Source organism: Pseudomonas asiatica (assembly GCF_040214835.1).
GTDB lineage: Bacteria > Pseudomonadota > Gammaproteobacteria > Pseudomonadales > Pseudomonadaceae > Aquipseudomonas > Aquipseudomonas putida_Z.
Map to the genome: position 1 here is coordinate 5,208,316 of NZ_CP157874.1, position 20,814 is coordinate 5,229,129.

The 20,814-nt window shown below is 65.8% G+C and carries 20 protein-coding genes; 17 read left to right on the forward strand and 3 right to left on the reverse strand.

The features are described 5' to 3' along the window. Genes ABNP31_RS23280 through cobG form a run of 3 tightly spaced genes read right to left on the reverse strand, consistent with a single transcriptional unit; the run spans position 1 to position 2,682 of the window. Positions 1 to 735, reverse strand: a complete 735-nt coding sequence (locus ABNP31_RS23280; RefSeq protein ID WP_016712210.1) for a precorrin-2 C(20)-methyltransferase — start codon at positions 733 to 735, stop codon at positions 1 to 3. Beyond that, positions 732 to 1,358 (reverse strand): precorrin-8X methylmutase, encoded by a 627-nt coding sequence (locus ABNP31_RS23285; protein WP_039613543.1) that lies wholly within the window; start codon positions 1,356 to 1,358, stop codon positions 732 to 734. Before ABNP31_RS23285 ends, ABNP31_RS23280 begins: the two co-directional genes overlap by 4 nt. Further along, positions 1,351 to 2,682, reverse strand: coding sequence for a precorrin-3B synthase (cobG, locus tag ABNP31_RS23290; RefSeq protein WP_350012812.1), 1,332 nt, complete (start codon positions 2,680 to 2,682; stop codon positions 1,351 to 1,353). The genes ABNP31_RS23285 and cobG overlap by 8 nt, the downstream gene beginning before the upstream one ends. A 243-nt stretch (positions 2,683 to 2,925) precedes the next feature. Between cobG and cbiE the strand changes: the two genes are divergently transcribed. From cbiE to ABNP31_RS23375, 17 genes are all read left to right on the forward strand, one after another. Beyond that, positions 2,926 to 4,137 (forward strand): precorrin-6y C5,15-methyltransferase (decarboxylating) subunit CbiE, encoded by a 1,212-nt coding sequence (cbiE, locus tag ABNP31_RS23295; protein ID WP_238066974.1) that lies wholly within the window; start codon positions 2,926 to 2,928, stop codon positions 4,135 to 4,137. Then, entirely contained in the window at positions 4,130 to 5,224 is a 1,095-nt protein-coding gene (locus ABNP31_RS23300) for a cobalt-precorrin-5B (C(1))-methyltransferase (protein ID WP_025340790.1), read from the forward strand. The genes cbiE and ABNP31_RS23300 overlap by 8 nt, the downstream gene beginning before the upstream one ends. Next, entirely contained in the window at positions 5,221 to 5,946 is a 726-nt protein-coding gene (locus ABNP31_RS23305) for a cobalt-precorrin-6A reductase (protein ID WP_350012813.1), read from the forward strand. Before ABNP31_RS23300 ends, ABNP31_RS23305 begins: the two co-directional genes overlap by 4 nt. A 253-nt stretch (positions 5,947 to 6,199) precedes the next feature. Next, positions 6,200 to 6,637 carry an NfeD family protein gene (locus ABNP31_RS23310; protein ID WP_085663562.1) on the forward strand — a complete coding sequence of 146 codons (438 nt, stop codon included), beginning with the start codon at positions 6,200 to 6,202 and terminating at the stop codon, positions 6,635 to 6,637. A 26-nt stretch (positions 6,638 to 6,663) separates the two neighbouring features. After that, a complete protein-coding gene (locus ABNP31_RS23315) occupies positions 6,664 to 7,518 on the forward strand; it encodes an SPFH domain-containing protein (RefSeq protein WP_061550630.1) in 855 nt (284 codons plus the stop codon). A 216-nt stretch (positions 7,519 to 7,734) separates the two neighbouring features. Next, on the forward strand, positions 7,735 to 8,124 hold the full coding sequence (locus tag ABNP31_RS23320) for a DUF2946 domain-containing protein (RefSeq protein ID WP_085663561.1): 390 nt from the start codon (positions 7,735 to 7,737) through the stop codon (positions 8,122 to 8,124). Between the two features lie 47 nt (positions 8,125 to 8,171). After that, positions 8,172 to 8,657 carry a copper chaperone PCu(A)C gene (locus tag ABNP31_RS23325; protein WP_003257539.1) on the forward strand — a complete coding sequence of 162 codons (486 nt, stop codon included), beginning with the start codon at positions 8,172 to 8,174 and terminating at the stop codon, positions 8,655 to 8,657. Positions 8,658 to 8,680: 23 nt separating this feature from the next. Continuing rightward, complete coding sequence (locus ABNP31_RS23330) at positions 8,681 to 9,112, forward strand: DUF2946 domain-containing protein (RefSeq protein WP_085663560.1); 432 nt, start codon at positions 8,681 to 8,683, stop codon at positions 9,110 to 9,112. Positions 9,113 to 9,180: 68 nt separating this feature from the next. After that, positions 9,181 to 11,229: a TonB-dependent copper receptor gene (locus tag ABNP31_RS23335; RefSeq protein WP_350012814.1), complete on the forward strand. Its 2,049-nt coding sequence runs from the start codon at positions 9,181 to 9,183 to the stop codon at positions 11,227 to 11,229. 58 nt (positions 11,230 to 11,287) lie between these two features. Continuing rightward, on the forward strand, positions 11,288 to 12,655 hold the full coding sequence (locus tag ABNP31_RS23340; RefSeq protein ID WP_075046503.1) for a PepSY-associated TM helix domain-containing protein: 1,368 nt from the start codon (positions 11,288 to 11,290) through the stop codon (positions 12,653 to 12,655). A 237-nt stretch (positions 12,656 to 12,892) separates the two neighbouring features. Beyond that, entirely contained in the window at positions 12,893 to 14,299 is a 1,407-nt protein-coding gene (cycA, locus tag ABNP31_RS23345) for a D-serine/D-alanine/glycine transporter (protein ID WP_025340798.1), read from the forward strand. A gap of 186 nt (positions 14,300 to 14,485) precedes the next feature. Next, positions 14,486 to 15,751, forward strand: coding sequence for an urea ABC transporter substrate-binding protein (gene urtA, locus ABNP31_RS23350; protein WP_013974390.1), 1,266 nt, complete (start codon positions 14,486 to 14,488; stop codon positions 15,749 to 15,751). 139 nt (positions 15,752 to 15,890) lie between these two features. Next, complete coding sequence (urtB, locus tag ABNP31_RS23355; RefSeq protein WP_414058100.1) at positions 15,891 to 17,378, forward strand: urea ABC transporter permease subunit UrtB; 1,488 nt, start codon at positions 15,891 to 15,893, stop codon at positions 17,376 to 17,378. Beyond that, positions 17,378 to 18,457 (forward strand): urea ABC transporter permease subunit UrtC, encoded by a 1,080-nt coding sequence (urtC, locus tag ABNP31_RS23360; protein ID WP_025340800.1) that lies wholly within the window; start codon positions 17,378 to 17,380, stop codon positions 18,455 to 18,457. The genes urtB and urtC overlap by 1 nt, the downstream gene beginning before the upstream one ends. Next, positions 18,454 to 19,311, forward strand: coding sequence for an urea ABC transporter ATP-binding protein UrtD (gene urtD, locus ABNP31_RS23365; RefSeq protein WP_176240851.1), 858 nt, complete (start codon positions 18,454 to 18,456; stop codon positions 19,309 to 19,311). The genes urtC and urtD overlap by 4 nt, the downstream gene beginning before the upstream one ends. 145 nt (positions 19,312 to 19,456) lie before the next feature. After that, entirely contained in the window at positions 19,457 to 20,155 is a 699-nt protein-coding gene (gene urtE, locus ABNP31_RS23370; RefSeq protein WP_085663557.1) for an urea ABC transporter ATP-binding subunit UrtE, read from the forward strand. A gap of 31 nt (positions 20,156 to 20,186) precedes the next feature. Continuing rightward, positions 20,187 to 20,702 carry a GNAT family N-acetyltransferase gene (locus ABNP31_RS23375; RefSeq protein WP_085663556.1) on the forward strand — a complete coding sequence of 172 codons (516 nt, stop codon included), beginning with the start codon at positions 20,187 to 20,189 and terminating at the stop codon, positions 20,700 to 20,702. Positions 20,703 to 20,814 lie beyond the last annotated feature (112 nt).

Sequence of the window (20,814 nt, forward strand, 5' to 3'; positions counted from 1 at the left end):
TCAGCCCTGCCATTTTTCACCCGGCACGATGATCAGCGAGAAGTACGGCGACGACTGTGGGTCGACCTGGTCCAGCGGCACGATCTTCTGGTTGGCCATGGTCGCCCGCTCCACATACAGCGCGCGCCCGTCCAGGCCCAGTTCGGCCAGCACTTCGCGCACCTTGGGGAAGTTGCGCCCAAGCTTCATGATCACCGCCGCGTCGGCGTCGGCCAGGCGACGCTTGAGCTCCTCGGCCGGCAACACGCCAGACAGCACCGACAGGCTCTGGTTGCGGTACACCAGCGGCGCGCCCAGTACCGAGGCACCACCGAGCATCGAGCAGACGCCGGGGATCACTTCGGCCTCGTAGCGCTGCGCCAGGCGGTCGTGCAGGTACATGTAGGAACCATAGAAGAACGGGTCGCCTTCACAGATCACCGCCACGTCGCGGCCGGCATCCAGATGCTCGGCTACCTGCACGCTGGCCTCGTCGTAGAAGTCGCTGATCACCTGTTCATAGGACAGCGGCGCTGGCAGCGCTTCGGTGGTTACCGGGTAGACCAGCGGCAGCAAGGTCTGCTCGGGCTGCAGGTGCGCCTCGATGATGCCGAAGGCGTTGCCGCGCTTGCCCTTGGCCACGAAGTAGCCGACCACGGGCGCTTCACGCAGCAGGCGCAGGGCCTTGAGGGTAATCAGTTCAGGGTCGCCAGGGCCCACGCCCAGGCCCAGCAGACGTCCACGCGGCGCCATCATTCCACCTCCGTGGCGAGGGCGTTGACCGCAGCGGCGGCCATCGCGCTGCCGCCCAGGCGGCCTTGCATGATCACGAACGGCACGCCACGGCTGTCGGCGGCGAGCATCGCCTTGGACTCGGCGGCACCGACGAAGCCGACCGGGAAGCCGAGGATCAGTGCTGGTTTCGGGGCGCCGGCGTCGAGCATTTCCAGCAGGTAGAACAGCGCGGTAGGCGCGTTGCCGATCACCACCACACTGCCTTCCAGGTACGGTCGCCACAACTCCAGGGCCACGGCGGAACGGGTGTTGCCGGCGTCTTTCGCCAGGCCCGGTACGCTCGGGTCGCGCAGGGTGCAGATGACCTTGTTGTCGGCGGGCAGGCGGGCGCGGGTAATGCCCTCGGCGACCATGTGCGCATCGCACAGGATCGGCGCGCCGTTCAGCAACGCCTCGCGCCCGGCCCGGCCGGCGCCTTCGGAGAACTGCAGGCCATCGATGGCGTCGACCATGCCACAGGCGTGGATCACGCGCACGGCGAGCTTTTCGAGGTCTGCGGGGATCCGCTCGAGTCGGGCTTCCTCGCGGATGATCCGGAAGGAATTGCGATAGATCTCCTGACCATCGCGGATGTAGTCAATCATCAAGGTGCTCCGTCGGCAGGTCGAGCATGGCGCCTGCTTCATTCAAGGTAAGGTCGGTGGCGCGCAGGGCGCCGAAGCCCGGCAGGCGCGCATCACGCAGGTACAGGTCGTAACGGCCCGGCGCACGGGCCAGCAGGGTGGCCGGGGCAACATGGGCCATGGCGCAGGATCGGGGGCAACCGGACAAGTGCACGCTACCGGGCACGCCAGGGCCGAGCAGTGCAGCCAGGGTGACGGCGTCGGCCTTGGTCTCGCCCAGAGCCTTGGCACAGCCACTGGCGCCGGTACAGGCGCTTATGCGTGCCAGTGGCTCATGGTCGTGGCATAGCAGGCCCAGTGCGGACAATCCGGCCTGGGCGTGATCGATGTGTTGCGCTTGCAGGTTGGTCAGCACCAGGCTTTGCCAGGGGCTCAGGCGCAGGCTGCCATCGCCATGTTCACGGGCAACGCGCGCAGCGCCACGCAGCATGGCCGGAGTCAGGCGCCCCTGCGGCGGGGCAACGCCCAAGGCGACGCCCTGCACCTGGGGCAGAACGCCCAGCCACGAGACGTTGCAGGGTGCACGCCGCCATGCGAGCACGGCGGCATCGCGGCGGATGGCCAGGCCGAGCCCGTCGATGAAATCGGTTGCCGAACACACCTCGAGCAACTGGCGCATGCGCGACTGTGCCGGGGTGACCAGGTCGAGGAAGCGCTCCAGCACCGCACGCACCAGTGCCAGGCCTTGTTCCGCCGGCACCGCGCCGAGCACCTGGCCGTTTGCCGGGCAACCCGCCAGGCCGAACGCCAGCCAGGTCTGCTGCTCCAGGCGCAGGGTCGACAGCCACAGGTCATGGGGGTGTTCGAGCATGGCCAGGTTTTCGCCGGCATCCAGCTGCACGGCGAACTTGGCCGACAACTGGTGAAAACGCGGGGTGCCTTCCAGCAGGTCGAGGATCTGCCCGGCCAGCGGCCGAGCGTCCAGCAGCATCGCCGGGTCATGCCCGGCCAGCGGGCTGAGCATCAGGTTGCGCACATCGTCACCGGCGGCATCACGTGGGCCCAGGCCGGCTGCGAGCAGTGTCTCGACCAGGCCGCGATGCTCGCTGCCGATGCCGCGAATCTGCAGGTTGCCGCGGTTGGTGGCCTCGATCACGCCACCGGCGAAACGCTCGGCAGCCGCCGCCACTGCGTCGGCCTGGTCGGCCAGCAGCAGGCCGCCCGGCAGCTTGATGCGGCAGATGCCGCCATCACGGGCACTGACGATGCGCCACAACCCCGGGCAGGCCGAGGGACGGGGCGATACATGGGAGGCATGGGCCTGGGTCAAAGGGGCGTCCGGCAATCTGTGAAAATGCGCTTGAGTGTAGAAGGCGCGGTATTATGCCTGCTTTGTCCGGCGGCATGAAAAGCCGGTGGTCGAGCATCATCGACGATCGAGTAGAAATTCAGGACCGCGTCGCCTTCTTCGCGGGCATGCCCGCTCCCACAGGATCACCGCTGCCCTCAACGGCTGCGCTGTACCTGTAGGAGCGGGCGAGCCCGCGAAGGGGCGCGCAGCGGCCCCAAAAATGGCGGAATGAAATACATGGCACCCTGGCTGACAGTTGTAGGTATCGGCGAAGACGGCTTCAGCGGCCTGGGCAAGCAGGCCCGGCGCGCGCTGCTGGGCGCTGCGCGGATCTTCGGCAGCCCGCGCCAGCTGGCCTTGCTGCCACGCTGCGTGGCCGGCGAACGGCTGGGCTGGCCAAGCCCGTTCTCGCTGGCCCCGGTACTGGCCCTGCGCGGCCAGCCGGTATGCGTGCTGGCCAGCGGCGACCCGATGTTCTACGGCGTCGGCGCCAGCCTGGCGCGCCAACTGCCCGCCGCTGAAATACGCGTGCTGTCGATGCCCTCCTCCTGCGCCCTGGCCGCAGCCCGCCTGGGCTGGCCACTGCAGGACGTGCAGGTGGTATCGCTGGTCGCTCGGCCCCTGGCAGCGCTCAATGCCCACCTGCACAGCGGCGTGCGCCTGCTGGTGCTGAGCAACGACGGCGACAGCCCGGCAGCAATTGCCACGCAGCTGCGCGAGCGGGGCTTCGGGCCAAGCCGCCTGCGGGTCTTCGAACACTTGGGTGGCGTGGACGAACGTGAGTTGGCCGGCACCGCCCAGGACTGGCCGCACAGCGACGTCGCCGCGCTCAACCTGGTAGCCATCGAGTGCCTGGCCACACCCGAGGCGCCGCGCCTGCACCGGCTGGCCGGGTTGCCGGACAGCGCCTTCCGGCATGACGGCCAGCTGACCAAACGCGATGTCCGCGCCATCACCCTGGCCCGCCTGGCACCACAGCCCGGCGAGTTGCTGTGGGACGTGGGTGCCGGCTGCGGCTCGATCGGCATCGAATGGATGCGCGCCCACCCGGCCTGCCGCGCCTTGGCCATCGAGGCCGACGAAGGCCGCCTGGGCTTCATCGAACACAACCGTGATGCGCTGGGTGTACCCGGCCTGCAACTGGTCCGGGGCAAGGCACCGGCGGCGCTGGAGGGCCTGGAGCAACCGGATGCTGTCTTCATCGGTGGCGGCGTCACCCGCGAAGGTGTGCTTGACCTGTGCTGGGCAAACCTGCGCCCCGGCGGCCGGCTGGTAGCCAATGCGGTGACCCTGCAAAGCGAACTGGCCCTGGCGCATTTCCGTGAACGCCATGGCGGCGAGCTGACCCGCATCCATGTCGCCCATGCCCAGCCATTGGGCGCGTTCGACACTTGGCGCCAGGCGCTGCCGATCACCTTGCTGGACGTGGTGAAACCCGCCGATGCGTGAAGAAACCCGCGAACAGCCCGCCCCCCTGCGCAGCGGCCTGACCACCGGCAGCTGCGCCACCGCCACCAGCCTGGCGGCAGCACGCTTGCTGCTCGGTGGCGAGAGCAACGACGCCGTCAGCATAACCCTGCCCAAAGGCAAGGTGGTGCAGATGCGCCTGGAGTTCTGCCGCCTCACCGGCCAAGGTGCCGAAGCGGGCACGCTCAAGGACGCCGGCGACGACCCGGACGTGACCCATGGCGCCCTGCTCTATAGCCAGGTGCGCCTGCTGGCCGAACCGGGCATCCGTTTTGTCGCCGGCACCGGCGTCGGCACCGTGACCCGCCCGGGGCTGGTGCTGGCGGTGGGTGAGCCGGCCATCAACCCGGTGCCACGGCGCATGATCAGCGAACACCTGCAACGCCTGGCGGACGAATGCAGCTACTCCGGTGGCTTCGAGGTCACGGTCAATGTGCAGGGCGGCGAGCAACTGGCCCTGAAGACCATGAACCCGCGCCTGGGCATTCTCGGCGGGCTGTCGATCCTCGGCACCAGCGGCATCGTGCGGCCGTTTTCCTGCGCGGCCTACATCGCCTCGATCCACCAGGGCATCGACGTCGCCCACACCAACGGCTACACGCATATCGCCGCATGCACCGGCAACGCCAGCGAAGACACCATGCGCCGCGTCTATGGCCTGCCGGAAATAGCCCTGATCGAAATGGGCGACTTCGTCGGTGCGGTGCTCAAGCACCTGCGCAAGGTGCCGGTGCCACGCCTGACCCTGTGCGGCGGTTTCGGCAAGATCAGCAAACTGGCTGCCGGGCACATGGACCTGCATAGCCGCCACTCCAGCATCGACCTGCCGCAACTGGCCGGCTGGGCAGCGGACATCGGCGCCGACGAGGCGCTGCAAGCATCGATCATTACTGCCAACACCAGCCAGCAGGCCCTGGCACTGGCCCATGCAGCCGGCATCCCCTTGGGTGACGCGGTGTGCGCCCACGCCCTGGCCTTCGCCCGCAGCGTGGTGCCAGCGCAGGTGCAGGTGGAAGTGTTCGCCATCGACCGCCAGGGTGGCATCGTCGGCCGGGCGGGTGTGCAATGAACGGGCGCATCCTGCTGCTGGGCGGCGTCACTGAAGCCCTGGCCATCGCTCGCCGCCTGGGCCCGCAGCACGTCTACAGCCTGGCAGGCATCGGCCGGGTGCCGCAGGACCTGCAATGCCAGGTTCGGGTCGGCGGCTTTGGCGGTGCCGAAGGGCTGGCCAGCTACCTGCACGAGGCAGGCATCACGTTGCTGATCGATGCTACCCATCCCTATGCCGCACAGATCAGCCGCAATGCGGCCAACGCCGCACGCATGGCCGGTATCCCGTGCTGGGCCTTGCGCCGCCCGGCCTGGCAGGCGCAAACGGGGGACGACTGGCGCGAGGTCGAGGACTGGGCGGGGTTGATCGAGGCACTCAAGCCGTTTCGCAGGCCATTGTTCACACTGGGGCGTGAGCCGCTGCAACATCTGGACGAGATACCGCCGGAGCAGTTCTGGACCTTGCGTGCGCTGGAGGCGTGCCCTGGCAATGATCGCTGCGAAGTGATTGGCGCGCGCGGGCCGTTCCATATCGAGGATGAGCGGGCGTTGTTCCAGCGCCGCAAGATCGATGTACTGATCAGCAAGAACAGCGGCAGCGTGGCGACCGAACCGAAGCTGGAAGTGGCGCGGGAGCTGGGGATACCCGTGCTGATCCTGAAGCGACCGGCTTTGCCGGATGTGGACCGGGCATTCGACTCGCCAGCCGACCTGGCTGCGGCACTCGACCTGCGCGGATAACAAATTCCGAAAGCGCACCGCAGATCCCTGTGGGAGCGGGTTTACCCGCGAAGAAATCAACGCTGTGCATGGCACCGGCTTCGCCGGTGTTCGCGGGTGAACCCGCTCCCACAGGGGACGCGGCAACTTTCATGTATTTGCACAAGATAGTTGCTCCTACAGCCATTTCGGACTTTTCTTGCAAACCATGAAGTGGCCATGTGCCGCACTGCTACCTTAAACTCGGCACTCCCTCCCGGAAGGCGCTACCCATATGGAAATGCAATGGTGGATCTGGCTGGTCTTCGGCATCGCGCTGATCCTGCTCGAACTGGTCCTGCCGACGTTTTTCATCCTCTGGTTCGGCATCGGCGCCGTGCTGGTGTCGCTCATTTCGCTGGCCGCCCCCAGCCTGCAACTGGACATGCAGGTGCTGCTGTGGGTGCTGATGTCGTCAGTTACCACGGCACTGTGGTTCAAGCTGTTCCGGCGCAAGCAACCAGACGTGCGCTGGACCGCCGAAAGCGTGATCGGTGAAGTAGGGCTGCTGACTGCTGGTGTTTCGGAGTTCCAGAAAGGCCGTGTGCGCTTCCAGAAGCCTATCCTCGGCAGCGAGGAATGGACCTGCGTCGCCAACAGCGAGATCGCGGCCGGCGAGCGGGTACGCCTGACCGCCATCGAAGGGAACACCGCCCGGGTCATCCGGGCCTGAATCCGCACTAAAAGGAATTTCGCATCATGACCAGCCTCATCGTCGTCGTCGCCATCGCCCTGTTCGTCCTGATCACCGTGTTCAAGGGGGTGCGCATCGTGCCCCAGGGCGAGGAATGGGTCGTCGAGCGCCTGGGCCGCTACCAAAGCACCCTCAAGCCCGGCCTGAACATCGTCATCCCGTACATGGACGTGGTCGCCTACCGCCTGCCGACCAAGGACATCATCCTCGATGTGCAGCAGCAGGAAATCATCACCCGGGACAACGCGGTGATCGTCGCCAACGCCCTGTGCTTCGCCAAGGTGGTCGACCCGCAGAAGGCCTCCTATGGCGTGCAGGACTTCTCGTTCGCCGTCACCAGCCTGACCATGACCTCGCTGCGCGCCATCGTCGGCGCCATGGACCTGGACGAAGCGCTGTCCAGCCGCGAGCAGATCAAGGCACGCCTGCGCGAGGCGATGTCCGAGCAGACCGAAGACTGGGGCGTGACCGTACGCTCGGTGGAAATCCAGGACATCAAGCCCTCGGAGAACATGCAACTGGCCATGGAGCGCCAGGCGGCAGCAGAGCGTGAGCGCAAGGCCGACGTGACCCGAGCCGAAGGGGCCAAGCAGGCGGCGATCCTGGAAGCAGAAGCACGCTTGCAGGCTGCCAGGCTGGATGCCGAAGCGCAGATCAGCCTGGCCGAGGCCTCGGCGCGGGCGATTACGCTGGTCAAGGACGCGGTCGGCAACGAGACCGTGCCGGCGATGTACCTGCTGGGCGAGCGCTATGTGGGGGCGATGGAGAACCTGGCGGGCAGCAGCAATGCCAAGGTGGTGGTGCTGCCGGCGGACCTGCAGGAGACCGTGCGTGGGCTGATGGGCCGCAACAAGGCTTGATAATGCTGGGGGCGCTTTGCGCCCCATCGCGACACAAGGCCGCTCCTACAGGTTACCCGCTGCCCCTGGGCCGGTGATAATCCTGTGGGAGCGGGCGTGCCCGCGAAGCAGGCGACACCGCTTCAACAGCATGCCTGCGTCACTTCACCGCACCCCGCCATTTTTACCTATACTCCGCCTTACAATACCCACCACGATTCCTGACCGGATCTCTCCATGCCCCCACGTCGGCACATCGCCTGGATAGCCTGCCTTGCAGTGCTGTTCAACCTGCTGGCCATGCCGCTGTCTTCCGCCGCGCCCAAGGGCCCGGCCGAGCAGCTGCTGTGGGGGGCCTTCTGTTCCAGCATGGCCAACAAGGCCAAGGTCGACGTCCAGGCCCTGGCCAAGATCGACCTCGGCCCGCAAACCGACGACAGCGCCAGCATGATGAATTGCTGGTGCTGCTCCGGTGCCGCGCCACTGCTGGCCCTGCCCGGTTACCCGCCGCAGCTGCACAACCCGCCGATACTGCTCGCCGGCCTGCTGCCGCCACCCGCCGACTACCACGCCACGCCGCGCCAACTCTGGCCGGCGCTCAATCCCCGTGCCTCTCCGCTGGCCTGAGTTCTTCACGCTGTCTGCCTGAACCTGAACAGAAACGGAGATTCACCATGCTCAAGCACGCCCTCGTCATGGCCGCCCTGCTGCTGCCCGGCGCCTTTGCCAATGCCCACGAATACAGCGTGGGTGACCTGCACATCGCCCACCCCTGGTCACTGCAGCTGCCCCCCAACGCCCCCAACGTCGCGGCGTATTTCGTGGTGCACAACAATGGCCAGGCCGACGACCGCCTGCTCGGTGTCGACAGCCCCATCAGCGATGACGCACAACTGCACGAGCATGCCATGAGCGCCAGCGGTGCCATGAAGATGCAGCAGGTGCCCAGCGTGGTGGTGCCCGCAGGCAAGGACCTGACCTTCGCCCCCAGCGCCTACCATGTGATGCTGATGCAGCCCAAGGACCGCAGCCTGCTCAGCGACGGCAAGCGCTTCCCGTTGACCCTGCACTTCGAAAAGGCCGGCGATATCACCGTCGATGTGGCCGTGCAGAAGCAGGCGCCGACGGACCAGCCGCAAGCCCACGAACACGCGCACTGATCACTCGCTGAAAGGCACTCGCCATGAGCCTGCCGCGCAACAGCATCAGCCGTACCACCCGCCCTGACCGCAGGCGCGCCGGTGGCGGATGGCTGAGCCTGTTCGCCATGTGGATGATCTTCATCGGCCCGCTGATTTCCCAGTCGATGCCGATGGACCACCACGCCGGCATGAGCATGCCGATGAACATGCCGATGGCCACCGCCCATCAGCATGGCGGCGACCCCCATCACGGCCAGGCTGGCGATGGCCAGCTGCATGTGATGTGGGAAAAGTGCGGTTACTGCAGCCTGTTGTTCAACTGCCCGGCCCTGCCCCAGGCCCTCAGCCCGCTCAGTGCCGGCAGCGTCGTACCCACCACCCACCTGTTCGCACCCACGCGCCAGGGCCATGCCCGGCAGGCTGTATTCCCCGGCGCGCGCAGCCGCGCCCCACCTTCCTCGATCAACGTCTGAACCCACATTTTTTGCGCACGGAGCCAGGAGGCTTCGCGCTGACTCATGACTGATCGACTGGAATCATTATGTCCGGCTGCACCCCTGTTTTTTCCTTGTCCCTGCGTGGGACCATCGCCGCCGTGTGCGGCTCGCTGCTCGCGCCCGTGGCCCTGGCCGCCGACCCAGGCCATGAAGGCCATGCACACGATGCCCCCGAGCTGAGCCCGACGGTGATCACCGCGGTGGCCCCGAGCTCGCCGCTGACCGTGGTCACCAACCCGAAAGACCCGCGCCAGCCGGTGCCGGCCAGCGATGGCGCCGACTACCTGAAGACCATCCCCGGCTTCTCGGCCATCCGCGCCGGCGGCACCAACGGCGACCCGGTACTGCGCGGCATGTTCGGCTCGCGCCTGAACTTCCTCACCAATGGCGGCCTGATGCTGGGCGCCTGTCCCAACCGCATGGACGCCCCCACGTCGTACATTTCGCCGGAAACCTACGACCGCCTGACCGTCATCAAAGGCCCGCAAAGCGTGATCTGGGGCCCGGGCGGCTCGGCGGGCACCATCCTCTTCGAGCGCGAGCCGGAAAAGTTCGGCACCCTCGGCAGCCGGGTCAATGCCAGCCTGCTGGCCGGCTCCAACGGCCGCTTCGACAAGGTGCTGGACACTGCCGTCGGCAACGACCAGGCCTACGCCCGCTTCGTCGGCAACCAGTCGCGCTCGGACGACTACCACGACGGCGGTGACAACACCGTGCCGTCACGCTGGGACAAGTGGAACGGCGATGTCGCTCTCGGCTGGACCCCCGACCAGGACACCCTGCTGGAACTCACCGCCGGCAAGGGCGATGGCGAGGCCCGCTATGCCGGCCGCGGCATGGACGGCTCGCAGTTCAAGCGCGAAAGCCTGGGCCTGCGTTTCGAAAAGTCCAACCTCGGCGAGGTGCTCGACAAGGTCGAGGCGCAGGTCTACTACAACTACGCCGACCACGTGATGGACAACTACAGCCTGCGCACGCCTTCGGGCAGCGGCATGATGGGCATGCCGATGGTCAGCAACGTCGACCGCCGCACCATGGGCGCACGCATCAAGGCCACCTGGCGCTGGGCTGATGTTCAACTGATCGGCGGCATCGACGCGCAGACCAACGAACATCGCAAGCGCGGTGGCATGGGTGTGGACGCGCACAAGGGCAAGGCCTGGACCAAGGACGCCGATTTCCACAACTACGGTGCCTTTGGCGAGCTGACCTGGTACGTCAGCGGCGAGGACCGGTTGATCAGCGGTGCCCGCCTGGACCGCGCCTCGGCCCGCGACTTCCGCGCGACCAGCGCCACCAACGGCAACACCCGCGCCGACACCCTGCCCAGCGGTTTCATGCGCTACGAGCACGACCTGGCTGCGCTGCCAGCCACCACCTACATCGGCCTCGGCCATGCGCAACGCTTCCCCGACTACTGGGAGCTGTTCTCGGCGGGCGGCCCCACCGGCTCGGTCAATGCCTTCGACAGCATCAAGCCGGAGAAAACCACCCAGCTCGACTTCGGTGTCCAGTACCGCGACGAGCGCATGGAAGCCTGGGCTTCCGGCTACGTGGGGCAGATCCGCGACTACATCCTGTTCGACTACCAGGGGATGAGCTCCCGGGCGCGCAATATCGACGCCCGCATCATGGGCGGCGAACTGGGCGCGGCCTACCAGCTGACGGAAAACTGGAAGGCCGACGCAACGCTGGCCTACGCCTGGGGCAAGAACAGCAGTGACGGAACAGCACTACCGCAAATGCCGCCCCTGGAAAGCCGCCTGGGCCTGACCTACAGCCGCGATGTGTGGAGCGTCGGCGCACTGTGGCGGCTGGTGGCGGCGCAGAACCGCATCGCCGAGAACCAGGGCAACGTGGTCGGCAAGGACTACGACAAGAGCGCCGGCTTCGGCGTGTTCTCGCTCAATGGCGCCTACAAGGTAAGCAACCACCTCAAGCTCAGCGCAGGGGTCGACAACCTGTTCGACAAGACCTACGCCGAGCACTTGAACCTGGCCGGGAACGCCGGGTTCGGCTACCCGGCTACCGATCCACAGCCGGTCAACGAGCCAGGCAGGACCTTCTGGACCAAGGTCGACTTCAGCTTCTGACAACAACAACGGGCGCGGCGCAGGTCGCGCCCATCTGCTGGTCAAACAGGAGGTTCCCATGAGAGGAACACGCATCAATTTCTACAACCTGGCCTGGCGTTGGCACTTCTATGCGGGGCTGTTCGTGGCCCCGTTCATGATCCTGCTGGCAATCACCGGGATCATCTACCTGTTCAAGCCGCAGCTCGACCCGCTGCTGTACCGCGAGCTGATGGTGGTCGAAGCCGGCCACCACCGACAGGGCGCGGACACGATGCTGGCCGAGGTGCGCAAGGCCTACCCCAAGGGCCACGTTGGCCAGTACCTGCCGCCGCTAGACGCCGAACGCAGCGCACAATTCGTGGTGCATGACGCCGGGCGTGAACTGAACGTGTTCGTCGACCCCTATAGCGGCAAAGTCCTCGGCGAACAGGATGGCAAGCAGAACCTGCAGGCCATCGCCCGCGCCCTGCATGGTGAACTGATGGTCGGCACGGTCGGTGACCGCCTGGTAGAACTGGCCGCGGGCTGGGGCATCGTGCTGGTGGTGTCGGGCCTGTACTTGTGGTGGCCACGCGGGCGCAATGGTGCTGGCGTGCTGTGGCCACGGCTGTCGGCACGCGGCCGACTGTTCTGGCGCGACCTGCATGCGGTGACCGGTTTCTGGGGCTCGGCCTTGTTGCTGCTGATGCTGGTCAGCGGCATGACCTGGACCGGCCTGTGGGGCAAGCAGTACGCCGACTTGTGGAACCGCTTTCCGGCAGCCATGTGGAACGACGTGCCCAAGTCGGACCAACAGGCGGGTGAACTCAACAGCGCGCACCGCCAGACCGTGCCCTGGGCGATGGAAAACACGCCGATGCCGCAGTCTGGTGCACACGCCGAACATGCCGGGCATCACATGATGTCGAGCGCGCCGGCAGCGCCACAGATAAGCCTGCAGCAGGTCGAAGACATCGCTACCGCGCGCCAGGTCGAACCGGGTTACAGCATCACCGCGCCGACCACGGCCGATGGGGTGTTCACCATCGCCGTATTCGCCGACGACCCGCGCAACGACGCCACCCTGCATGTCGACCAGTACACCGGCAAGGTGCTGGCCGATGTGCGCTGGCAGGACTACAGCCCGGTCGCCCGTGCCACCGAGCTGGGTGTGATGCTGCATGAAGGCAAGATGTTCGGGGCGTTCAACCAGATCATCATCCTGCTGGTGTGCCTGATGATCTTGCTGGGCTCGGTGAGCGGGCTGGTGATGTGGTGGAAGCGCAGGCCGGCCGGCGGGCTGGGTGTGCCGCCGCTGCGCCATGACCTGCCGCGCTGGAAAGTAGCGGTGGGGGTGATGCTGGTGCTGGGGTTGATGTTCCCGCTGGTGGGGGTGTCGATGGTGGTGATGTGGCTGGTGGATAGCCTGGTGGTGAGGCGCGGCCGGGTGCTGGCCAGCGCTTGAGCCTTGCTTCGTCTGTGCCGGCCCCTTCGCGGATAAACCCGCTCCCACAGTTTCTGCGCCAAGCCTGAGGGCAGCGCGGTCCCTGTGGGAGCGGGTTCACCCGCGAAGAGGCCCGCACAGGCACAACACTGCTCCCCAAAAGTCGAGTCGATCTGTCGCGCCCCGAACTGGAACGCGCGTGTTAGCCTAGCCGGCTACCTCTGACAAGACGACCGACTGTCCAACGGAATGCAGCCTATGACGCAAACCTCACCCACAGCGCCAGATGAACAGCATCTGCAGCGCAACCTGACCAACCGCCACATCCAGCTGATCGCCATCGGTGGCGCGATCGGTACCGGCCTGTTCATGGGCTCGGGCAAGACCATCAGCCTGGCCGGGCCGTCGATCATCTTCGTCTACATGATCATCGGCTTCATGCTGTTCTTCGTCATGCGCGCCATGGGCGAACTGCTGCTGTCGAACCTCAACTACAAGTCCTTCATCGATTTCTCCGCCGACCTGCTCGGCCCCTGGGCGGGCTACTTCACCGGCTGGACCTACTGGTTCTGCTGGGTAGTCACTGGCATCGCCGATGTGGTCGCGATCGCGGCCTATACGCAGTTCTGGTTCCCCGAACTGCCGCAGTGGATACCGGCGCTGACCTGCGTAGGGCTGCTGCTGTCGCTGAACCTGGTGACGGTGAAGATGTTCGGTGAAATGGAGTTCTGGTTCGCCCTGATCAAGATCGTCGCCATCATCGGCCTGGTCGTCACCGGCCTGTACATGGTCATCACCGGCTTCACCTCGCCCAGCGGGCGCACCGCGCAACTGGCCAACCTGTGGAATGACGGTGGCATGTTCCCCAATGGCCTGATGGGCTTCTTCGCCGGCTTCCAGATCGCCGTGTTCGCCTTCGTCGGCATCGAGCTGGTAGGCACCACCGCCGCCGAAGCGAAGAACCCGGAACGCACCCTGCCACGGGCGATCAACTCGATCCCGGTACGGATCATCGTGTTCTACGTGCTGGCGCTGATCGCGATCATGGCCGTGACCCCATGGCGCGACGTGGTGCCAGGCAAGAGCCCGTTCGTGGAGCTGTTCGTGCTGGCCGGCCTGCCTGCGGCGGCGAGCATCATCAACTTCGTGGTGCTGACCTCGGCGGCCTCGTCGGCCAACAGCGGCGTGTTCTCCACCAGCCGCATGCTCTACGGCCTGAGCCAGGAGGGTGACGCACCCAAGGCCTTCGAGAAACTGTCGAGCCGCTCGGTACCAGCCAACGGCCTGTACTTCTCCTGCACCTGCCTGCTGCTGGGCGCAGTGCTGATCTACCTGGTGCCGAACGTGGTCGAGGCATTCACCCTGGTCACCACCGTTTCGGCGGTGCTGTTCATGTTCGTCTGGACACTGATCCTGCTGTCGTACCTGAAGTACCGCAAACACCGCGCGGCACTGCACCAGGCCTCGAAGTACAAGATGCCGGGCGGGCGCTTCATGTGCTACGTGTGCCTGGTGTTCTTTGCCTTCATCCTGGTGTTGCTGAGCCTGGAGGACGATACCCGTGCGGCGTTGCTGGTGACGCCGATCTGGTTCGTGCTGCTGGCGGTGACCTATCAGGGTGTGCGCAGCAAGCGCCATCCGCGCACGGCTGTGCGTAACGGCTGATGGCCTCGGGGGCTGCTTTGCGGCCCCAATCCTGTGCACACAAATCCATCAGGCACCAACCTGGATCCAACCAACGCCCCAACACCTCGCACAACCCCTCTATTGCGCACCTTCCGCCGTTAGGCACACCCCTTGCAACGCCCCTCCCCGCTTGCCCAACACATAAAAACTCAGCGGAGAGAGCACATGAAGCGACGCAGTCTGATCAAGGCCTTCACCCTTAGCGCATCGATTGCCGCAATGGGCCTGAGCTGGAGCATCCAGGCCGCCGAAACCATCAAGGTCGGCATCCTGCATTCGCTGTCGGGGACCATGGCCATTTCCGAGACTTCGCTCAAGGACATGGCGCTGATGACCATCGAGCAGATCAACGCCAAGGGCGGCGTGAACGGCAAGCTGCTCGAACCGGTGGTGGTCGACCCGGCCTCCAACTGGCCGCTGTTCGCTGAAAAGAGCCGACAGCTGCTGACCCAGGACAAGGTGGCAGTGGTGTTCGGCTGCTGGACCTCGGTATCGCGCAAGTCGGTACTGCCAGTGTTCGAGGAACTGAACGGCCTGCTGTTCTACCCGGTGCAGTACGAAGGTGAAGAGATGTCGCCAAACGTGTTCTACACCGGCGCCGCGCCCAACCAGCAGGCCATCCCGGCCGTGGAGTACCTGATGAGCGAGGACGGCGGCAGCGCCAAGCGCTTCTTCCTGCTGGGCACCGACTACGTCTACCCGCGCACCACCAACAAGATCCTGCGTGCCTTCCTGCACAGCAAGGGCGTGGCCGACAAGGACATCGAAGAGGTGTACACGCCGTTCGGCCACAGCGATTACCAGACCATCGTCGCCAACATCAAGAAGTTCTCCGCCGGCGGCAAGACCGCGGTCATCTCCACGGTCAACGGCGACTCCAACGTGCCGTTCTACAAGGAGCTGGCCAACCAGGGCCTGAAGGCCACCGACGTGCCGGTGGTGGCGTTCTCGGTGGGCGAAGAAGAACTGCGCGGCATCGACACCAAGCCGCTGGTGGGCCATCTGGCGGCGTGGAACTACTTCGAGTCGGTGGATAACCCGGTCAACCAGAAATTCGTCGCCGACTGGAAGGCCTACGCCAAGGCCAAGGGCCTGCCAGGCGCGGACAAGGCGGTGACCAACGACCCGATGGAGGCCACCTACGTGGGCATCCACATGTGGGCGCAGGCGGTGGAGAAAGCCAAGTCCACCGATGTCGACAAGGTGCGCGAGGCACTGGCCGGGCAAAGCTTCGAGGCGCCGTCCGGTTTCACCCTGACCATGGACAAGACCAACCACCACCTGCACAAGCCGGTGATGATCGGCGAGATCCAGGATGACGGGCAGTTCAGCGTGGTGTGGGAAACCGAGCAACCGCTACGGGCGCAGCCATGGAGCCCGTTCATTCCCGGCAACGACAAGCGCCCTGATTACGCCGTGAAAGGCAACTGAGTGCACTGGGGCTGCTTTGCAGCCCATTCGCGGGTGAACCCGCTCCCACAAATTCGGTGCAAGGTTCGAAACCTGTGCGATCCCTGTGGGAGCGGGTTTACCCGCGAAGAATCCACCGCTGTATTCCAGGATTGCTCGCATGCTTAGACTCCTGTTAACCCTTCTCCTGCTGATGCCCTTGGCAACCCAGGCCAGCGAGGGCGAATTCTTCCTCGCTGCCAAGCCCGCCGAGCAAGCCCGCCTGCTCGAAGGCTGGGCCGCGCAACCCGATGCCGCCCGCCTGCCGCTGCTGGACAACCTGCGCCAAGGCCGCATCGCCGGCGACGACACGCGCAAGGTGCGCCTGAACAACCGCCTGCGTGGCCTGATCGACAATGCCCTGGCCAGCCACCAGTTGCTCAGCGACAACAGCGACATCCGCCTGGCCGCTGCCCAACAACTACAGAAAAGCGCGCAACCGGCGCAAATGGCCTTCCTCGACCGGCGCTTCGCCAGCGAACCGGATGCCGCCGTGCACGCCGCCCTCGGCCTGGCCCTGGCCAACCTGCAACTGGGCGCCAGCGAACCAGCGGTACGCCTGGCTGCCGTGCGCCTGCTCGGCGAAACCGGTGACCCGCTGGCCCGCACCCGCCTCGAAGCCTTGCTGCAACCCAACGCGGAAACCGACCCGGGCGTGCGCACCGCCGCCGAAACCAGCCTGGCCCAGGTGCAGCGCAAGCTGCTGGTGGGCGAACTGCTCGGCCAGGCCTTCAGCGGCCTGTCGCTGGGCTCGATCCTGCTGCTGGCAGCCCTTGGCCTGGCCATCACCTTCGGCCTGCTCGGGGTGATCAACATGGCCCACGGCGAGATGCTGATGCTCGGCGCCTACAGCACCTACATGGTCCAGGTACTGCTGCAGCGCTACGCCCCCGGCGCCATCGAGTTCTACCCGCTGATCGCCCTGCCGGTGGCGTTCATCATCAGTGCCGGGGTCGGCATGGCGTTGGAGCGCACGGTAATCCGCCACCTGTATGGCCGCCCACTGGAAACCCTGCTGGCGACCTGGGGCATCAGCCTGATCCTGATCCAGGCCATCCGCCTGCTGTTCGGCGCGCAGAACGTCGAAGTCAGCAACCCGGCCTGGCTGTCGGGGGGCATCCAGTTGCTGCCCAACCTGGTGCTGCCATACAACCGCCTGGTGATCATCGGCTTCGCCCTGGCCGTGGTACTGCTCACCTGGCTGCTGCTCAACCGCACACGGCTGGGCCTGAACGTGCGCGCGGTCACCCAGAACCGCAACATGGCCGCCTGCTGCGGCGTTTCCACCGGGCGCGTAGACATGCTCGCCTTCGGCCTCGGCTCGGGCATCGCCGGGCTAGGCGGCGTGGCCCTGAGCCAGGTCGGCAACGTCGGCCCGGACCTGGGCCAGAGCTACATCATCGACTCGTTCCTGGTGGTGGTGCTCGGCGGCGTCGGCCAGTTGGCCGGCAGCCTGTGGGCAGCCTTCGGCCTTGGCATCGCCAACAAGCTGCTGGAGCCGCAGATCGGCGCCGTGCTCGGCAAGATCCTCATCCTTGCGTTGATCATTCTGTTCATCCAGAAGCGCCCGCAAGGCCTGTTCGCCCTCAAGGGACGGGTAATCGACTGATGAACCAGCCACTGCTTGTCACCGCTACGCAAAAGGCCGGGCCACGCCTGACCCTGGCCATCGGCGCCGTCGTCGTCCTGCTGCTGGTGGCCCTGCCGCTGCTGTCGCTGCTGCCGGCGGACCATGCCCTGCAAGTGTCGGCCTACACCCTGACCCTGGTCGGCAAGATCCTCTGCTACGCCATCGTCGCCCTGGCCCTGGACCTGGTCTGGGGCTACGCCGGGCTGCTGTCGCTGGGCCACGGGCTGTTCTTCGCCCTCGGTGGCTACGCCATGGGCATGTACCTGATGCGCCAGGCCGCCGGTGACGGCCTGCCAGGGTTCATGACCTTCCTGTCGTGGAGCGAGCTGCCCTGGTACTGGGCCGGTACCCAGCATTTCGCCTGGGCCCTGTGCCTGGTGGTGCTGGCGCCCGGGCTGCTGGCGCTGGTGTTCGGCTGGTTCGCCTTCCGCTCGCGGATCAAGGGCGTGTACTTCTCGATCATGACCCAGGCGCTGACCTTCGCCGGCATGTTGCTGTTCTTCCGCAACGAAACCGGCTTTGGCGGCAACAACGGCTTTACCAGCTTCCGCACCATCCTTGGCTTCGACATCGCCGCCCAAGGCACCCGCGCGGTGCTGTTCCTGCTCACCGTCGGCCTGCTGCTGGCCAGCCTGTACCTGTGCTGGCGCCTCACCCGCAGCAAGTTCGGCCGCCTGCTCACCGCCGTGCGCGACGCCGAAAACCGCCTGATGTTCTGTGGCTACGACCCACGCGGTTTCAAGCTGCTGGTGTGGGTGCTAAGCGCCGTACTGTGCGGCCTGGCCGGTGCGCTGTACGTACCGCAGGTGGGCATCATCAACCCCAGCGAGATGTCGCCGACCAACTCCATCGAAGCCGCCGTGTGGGTGGCCCTGGGCGGACGCGGCACCTTGATCGGCCCGCTGCTCGGCGCCGGCCTGGTGAATGGCATGAAAAGCTGGTTCACCGTGGCCTTCCCGGAGTTCTGGCTGTTCTTCCTCGGCGCGTTGTTCATCCTCGTCACCCTGTACCTGCCCAAGGGCGTGGTCGGCCTGTTGAAGAAAAGGAGCCAGCCATGAGAGGCGTGCCCCCGGTCCACCCGGAATTCATGCTCGAACCGGTGTTCGACAACCTCGGCGCCGGCCGCGACGCCATCGGCCTGGGCCACAGCCGCAAGGCCGGCCTCGATACCCGCCATGGCACGGTGCTGAGCCTGGAAGACATCAGCGTCAGCTTCGATGGCTTCAAGGCGCTGAACGCGCTGAACCTGTACATCGGCGTGGGCGAACTGCGTTGCATCATCGGCCCCAACGGGGCCGGCAAGACCACGATGATGGATGTGATCACCGGCAAGACCCGGCCCGACAGCGGTACGGCCTATTTCGGTGACACCCTCGACCTGACCCGCATGAGCGAATACCAGATCGCCCAGGCCGGCATAGGCCGCAAGTTCCAGAAGCCCACGGTGTTCGAGGCGCTGACGGTGTTCGAAAACCTGGAGCTGGCGCTGAAGACCGACAAGTCGGTATGGGCCAGCCTGGCAGCGCGCCTGGGTGGTGAGCAGCGCCAGCGCATCGAGGAGGTGCTGGGCACCTTGCGCCTGCTGCCGCTGGCCCAGCGCCAGGCGGGCTTGCTGTCGCATGGGCAGAAGCAGTTCCTGGAGATCGGCATGCTACTGGTGCAGGAGCCGCAACTGCTGTTGCTGGACGAGCCGGTGGCGGGCATGACCGATGCCGAGACCGAGTTCACTGCCGAGCTGTTCAAGGGGTTGGCTGGCAAGCATTCGCTGATGGTGGTGGAGCATGACATGGGGTTTGTCGGCAGCATTGCCGACCATGTGACCGTGCTGCACCAGGGCAGCGTGCTGGCGGAAGGGTCGCTGGAGCAGGTGCAGGCGGATGAGCGGGTGGTCGAGGTGTATCTGGGCCGCTAGACATTGAAACCTGTGCCGGCCTCTTCGCGGGTAAACCCGCTCCCACAGGTACGGCACAGGCCTGAAGAGCTGCGCGGTCCTTGTGGGAGCGGGTTTACCCGCGAAAGGGCCGGCACAGGCAAAGCAGATTTCCCAGGAACCACACATGCTGAAAATCGACACCCTGCACCAGTACTACGGCGGCAGCCATATCCTCCGGGGCCTGTCCTTCGAAGCCAAGGTCGGCGAAGTCACCTGCCTGCTGGGCCGCAACGGCGTGGGCAAGACCACCCTGCTGCGCTGCCTGATGGGCCTGGTTCCGGCGCGCGACGGCAACATCGAATGGGAAGGCAAGCCGATCACCAACCTCAAGCCCCAGCAACGGGTCCACGCCGGCATCGCCTACGTGCCCCAGGGCCGCGAGATCTTCCCGCGCCTCACCGTCGAGGAAAACCTGCTGATGGGCCTTTCGCGCTTCCCCGCCCGTGAAGCTCGGGAAGTACCGCCCTTCATCTACGAACTGTTCCCCGTGCTGGAACAGATGAAACAACGCCGTGGCGGTGACCTGTCCGGCGGCCAGCAGCAACAGCTGGCGATCGGCCGCGCCCTGGCCAGCCGCCCGCGCCTGCTGATCCTCGACGAGCCCACCGAGGGCATCCAGCCTTCGGTGATCAAGGAGATCGGCGCAGTCATCCGCCGCCTCGCCGAGCGTGGCGACATGGCAATCCTGCTGGTGGAGCAGTTCTACGACTTCGCCGAGGATCTGGCCGACCAGTATCTGGTGATGGCCCGTGGCGAGATCATCCAGCGGGGCCTCGGTGAAAACATGCAGGCCGAAGGTGTGCGCGGGCTGGTAACCATTTAATCTGCAAGCAACAACCCTGCGAGACGCTGTCATGAGTCATGAAATCCGCGACGCCCTGCCTATCGACGTGCCGGGCATCCTCGACATCTACAACGACGCGGTGCGCAACACCACGGCGATCTGGAACGAAACCCCAGTGGACCTGGCCAACCGCCAGGCCTGGTTCGATGCACGTGCGCAGCAGGGTTACCCGATCCTGGTGGCGGTGGATGAGAGCGGGGTGCTGGGCTATGCGTCGTTTGGCGACTGGCGGCCGTTCGAGGGCTTTCGCAACACCGTGGAACATTCGGTTTATATCCGTAGCGATCAGCGTGGCAAGGGGCTGGGGCCGGTGCTGATGGCGGCGCTGGTCGAGCGTGCGCGCGCGTGTGGCAAGCATGTGATGGTGGCGGCCATCGAGAGCGGCAATGCAGCGTCGGTGCGCCTGCACGAGCGGCTGGGCTTCGTGGTGACCGGGCAGATGCCGCAGGTGGGGGTGAAGTTTGGCCGGTGGCTGGACTTGACCTTCATGCAGCTGGTGCTGAACCCGGGGGCAGAACCAAGCTGAATTTGATTTTGCCTGTACTGGCCTCTTCGCGGGTAAACCCGCTCCCACAGGTACTGCACACATCTCAGGAATCGTGCGATCCCTGTGGGAGCGGGTTCACCCGCGAAGAGGC

Excerpts from the sequence above, each read along its gene's own strand:
- ABNP31_RS23280 (WP_016712210.1), bottom strand. The coding sequence starts at position 735 with ATGATGGCGCCGCGTGGACGTCTGCTGGGCCTGGGCGTGGGCCCTGGC.
- ABNP31_RS23285 (WP_039613543.1), bottom strand. The coding sequence starts at position 1,358 with ATGATTGACTACATCCGCGATGGTCAGGAGATCTATCGCAATTCCTTC.
- cbiE (WP_238066974.1), top strand. The coding sequence starts at position 2,926 with ATGGCACCCTGGCTGACAGTTGTAGGTATCGGCGAAGACGGCTTCAGC.
- ABNP31_RS23300 (WP_025340790.1), top strand. The coding sequence starts at position 4,130 with ATGCGTGAAGAAACCCGCGAACAGCCCGCCCCCCTGCGCAGCGGCCTG.
- ABNP31_RS23305 (WP_350012813.1), top strand. The coding sequence starts at position 5,221 with ATGAACGGGCGCATCCTGCTGCTGGGCGGCGTCACTGAAGCCCTGGCC.
- ABNP31_RS23310 (WP_085663562.1), top strand. The coding sequence starts at position 6,200 with ATGGAAATGCAATGGTGGATCTGGCTGGTCTTCGGCATCGCGCTGATC.
- ABNP31_RS23315 (WP_061550630.1), top strand. The coding sequence starts at position 6,664 with ATGACCAGCCTCATCGTCGTCGTCGCCATCGCCCTGTTCGTCCTGATC.
- ABNP31_RS23320 (WP_085663561.1), top strand. The coding sequence starts at position 7,735 with ATGCCCCCACGTCGGCACATCGCCTGGATAGCCTGCCTTGCAGTGCTG.
- ABNP31_RS23325 (WP_003257539.1), top strand. The coding sequence starts at position 8,172 with ATGCTCAAGCACGCCCTCGTCATGGCCGCCCTGCTGCTGCCCGGCGCC.
- ABNP31_RS23330 (WP_085663560.1), top strand. The coding sequence starts at position 8,681 with ATGAGCCTGCCGCGCAACAGCATCAGCCGTACCACCCGCCCTGACCGC.
- ABNP31_RS23335 (WP_350012814.1), top strand. The coding sequence starts at position 9,181 with ATGTCCGGCTGCACCCCTGTTTTTTCCTTGTCCCTGCGTGGGACCATC.
- ABNP31_RS23340 (WP_075046503.1), top strand. The coding sequence starts at position 11,288 with ATGAGAGGAACACGCATCAATTTCTACAACCTGGCCTGGCGTTGGCAC.
- cycA (WP_025340798.1), top strand. The coding sequence starts at position 12,893 with ATGACGCAAACCTCACCCACAGCGCCAGATGAACAGCATCTGCAGCGC.
- urtA (WP_013974390.1), top strand. The coding sequence starts at position 14,486 with ATGAAGCGACGCAGTCTGATCAAGGCCTTCACCCTTAGCGCATCGATT.
- urtB (WP_414058100.1), top strand. The coding sequence starts at position 15,891 with ATGCTTAGACTCCTGTTAACCCTTCTCCTGCTGATGCCCTTGGCAACC.
- urtC (WP_025340800.1), top strand. The coding sequence starts at position 17,378 with ATGAACCAGCCACTGCTTGTCACCGCTACGCAAAAGGCCGGGCCACGC.
- urtD (WP_176240851.1), top strand. The coding sequence starts at position 18,454 with ATGAGAGGCGTGCCCCCGGTCCACCCGGAATTCATGCTCGAACCGGTG.
- urtE (WP_085663557.1), top strand. The coding sequence starts at position 19,457 with ATGCTGAAAATCGACACCCTGCACCAGTACTACGGCGGCAGCCATATC.
- ABNP31_RS23375 (WP_085663556.1), top strand. The coding sequence starts at position 20,187 with ATGAGTCATGAAATCCGCGACGCCCTGCCTATCGACGTGCCGGGCATC.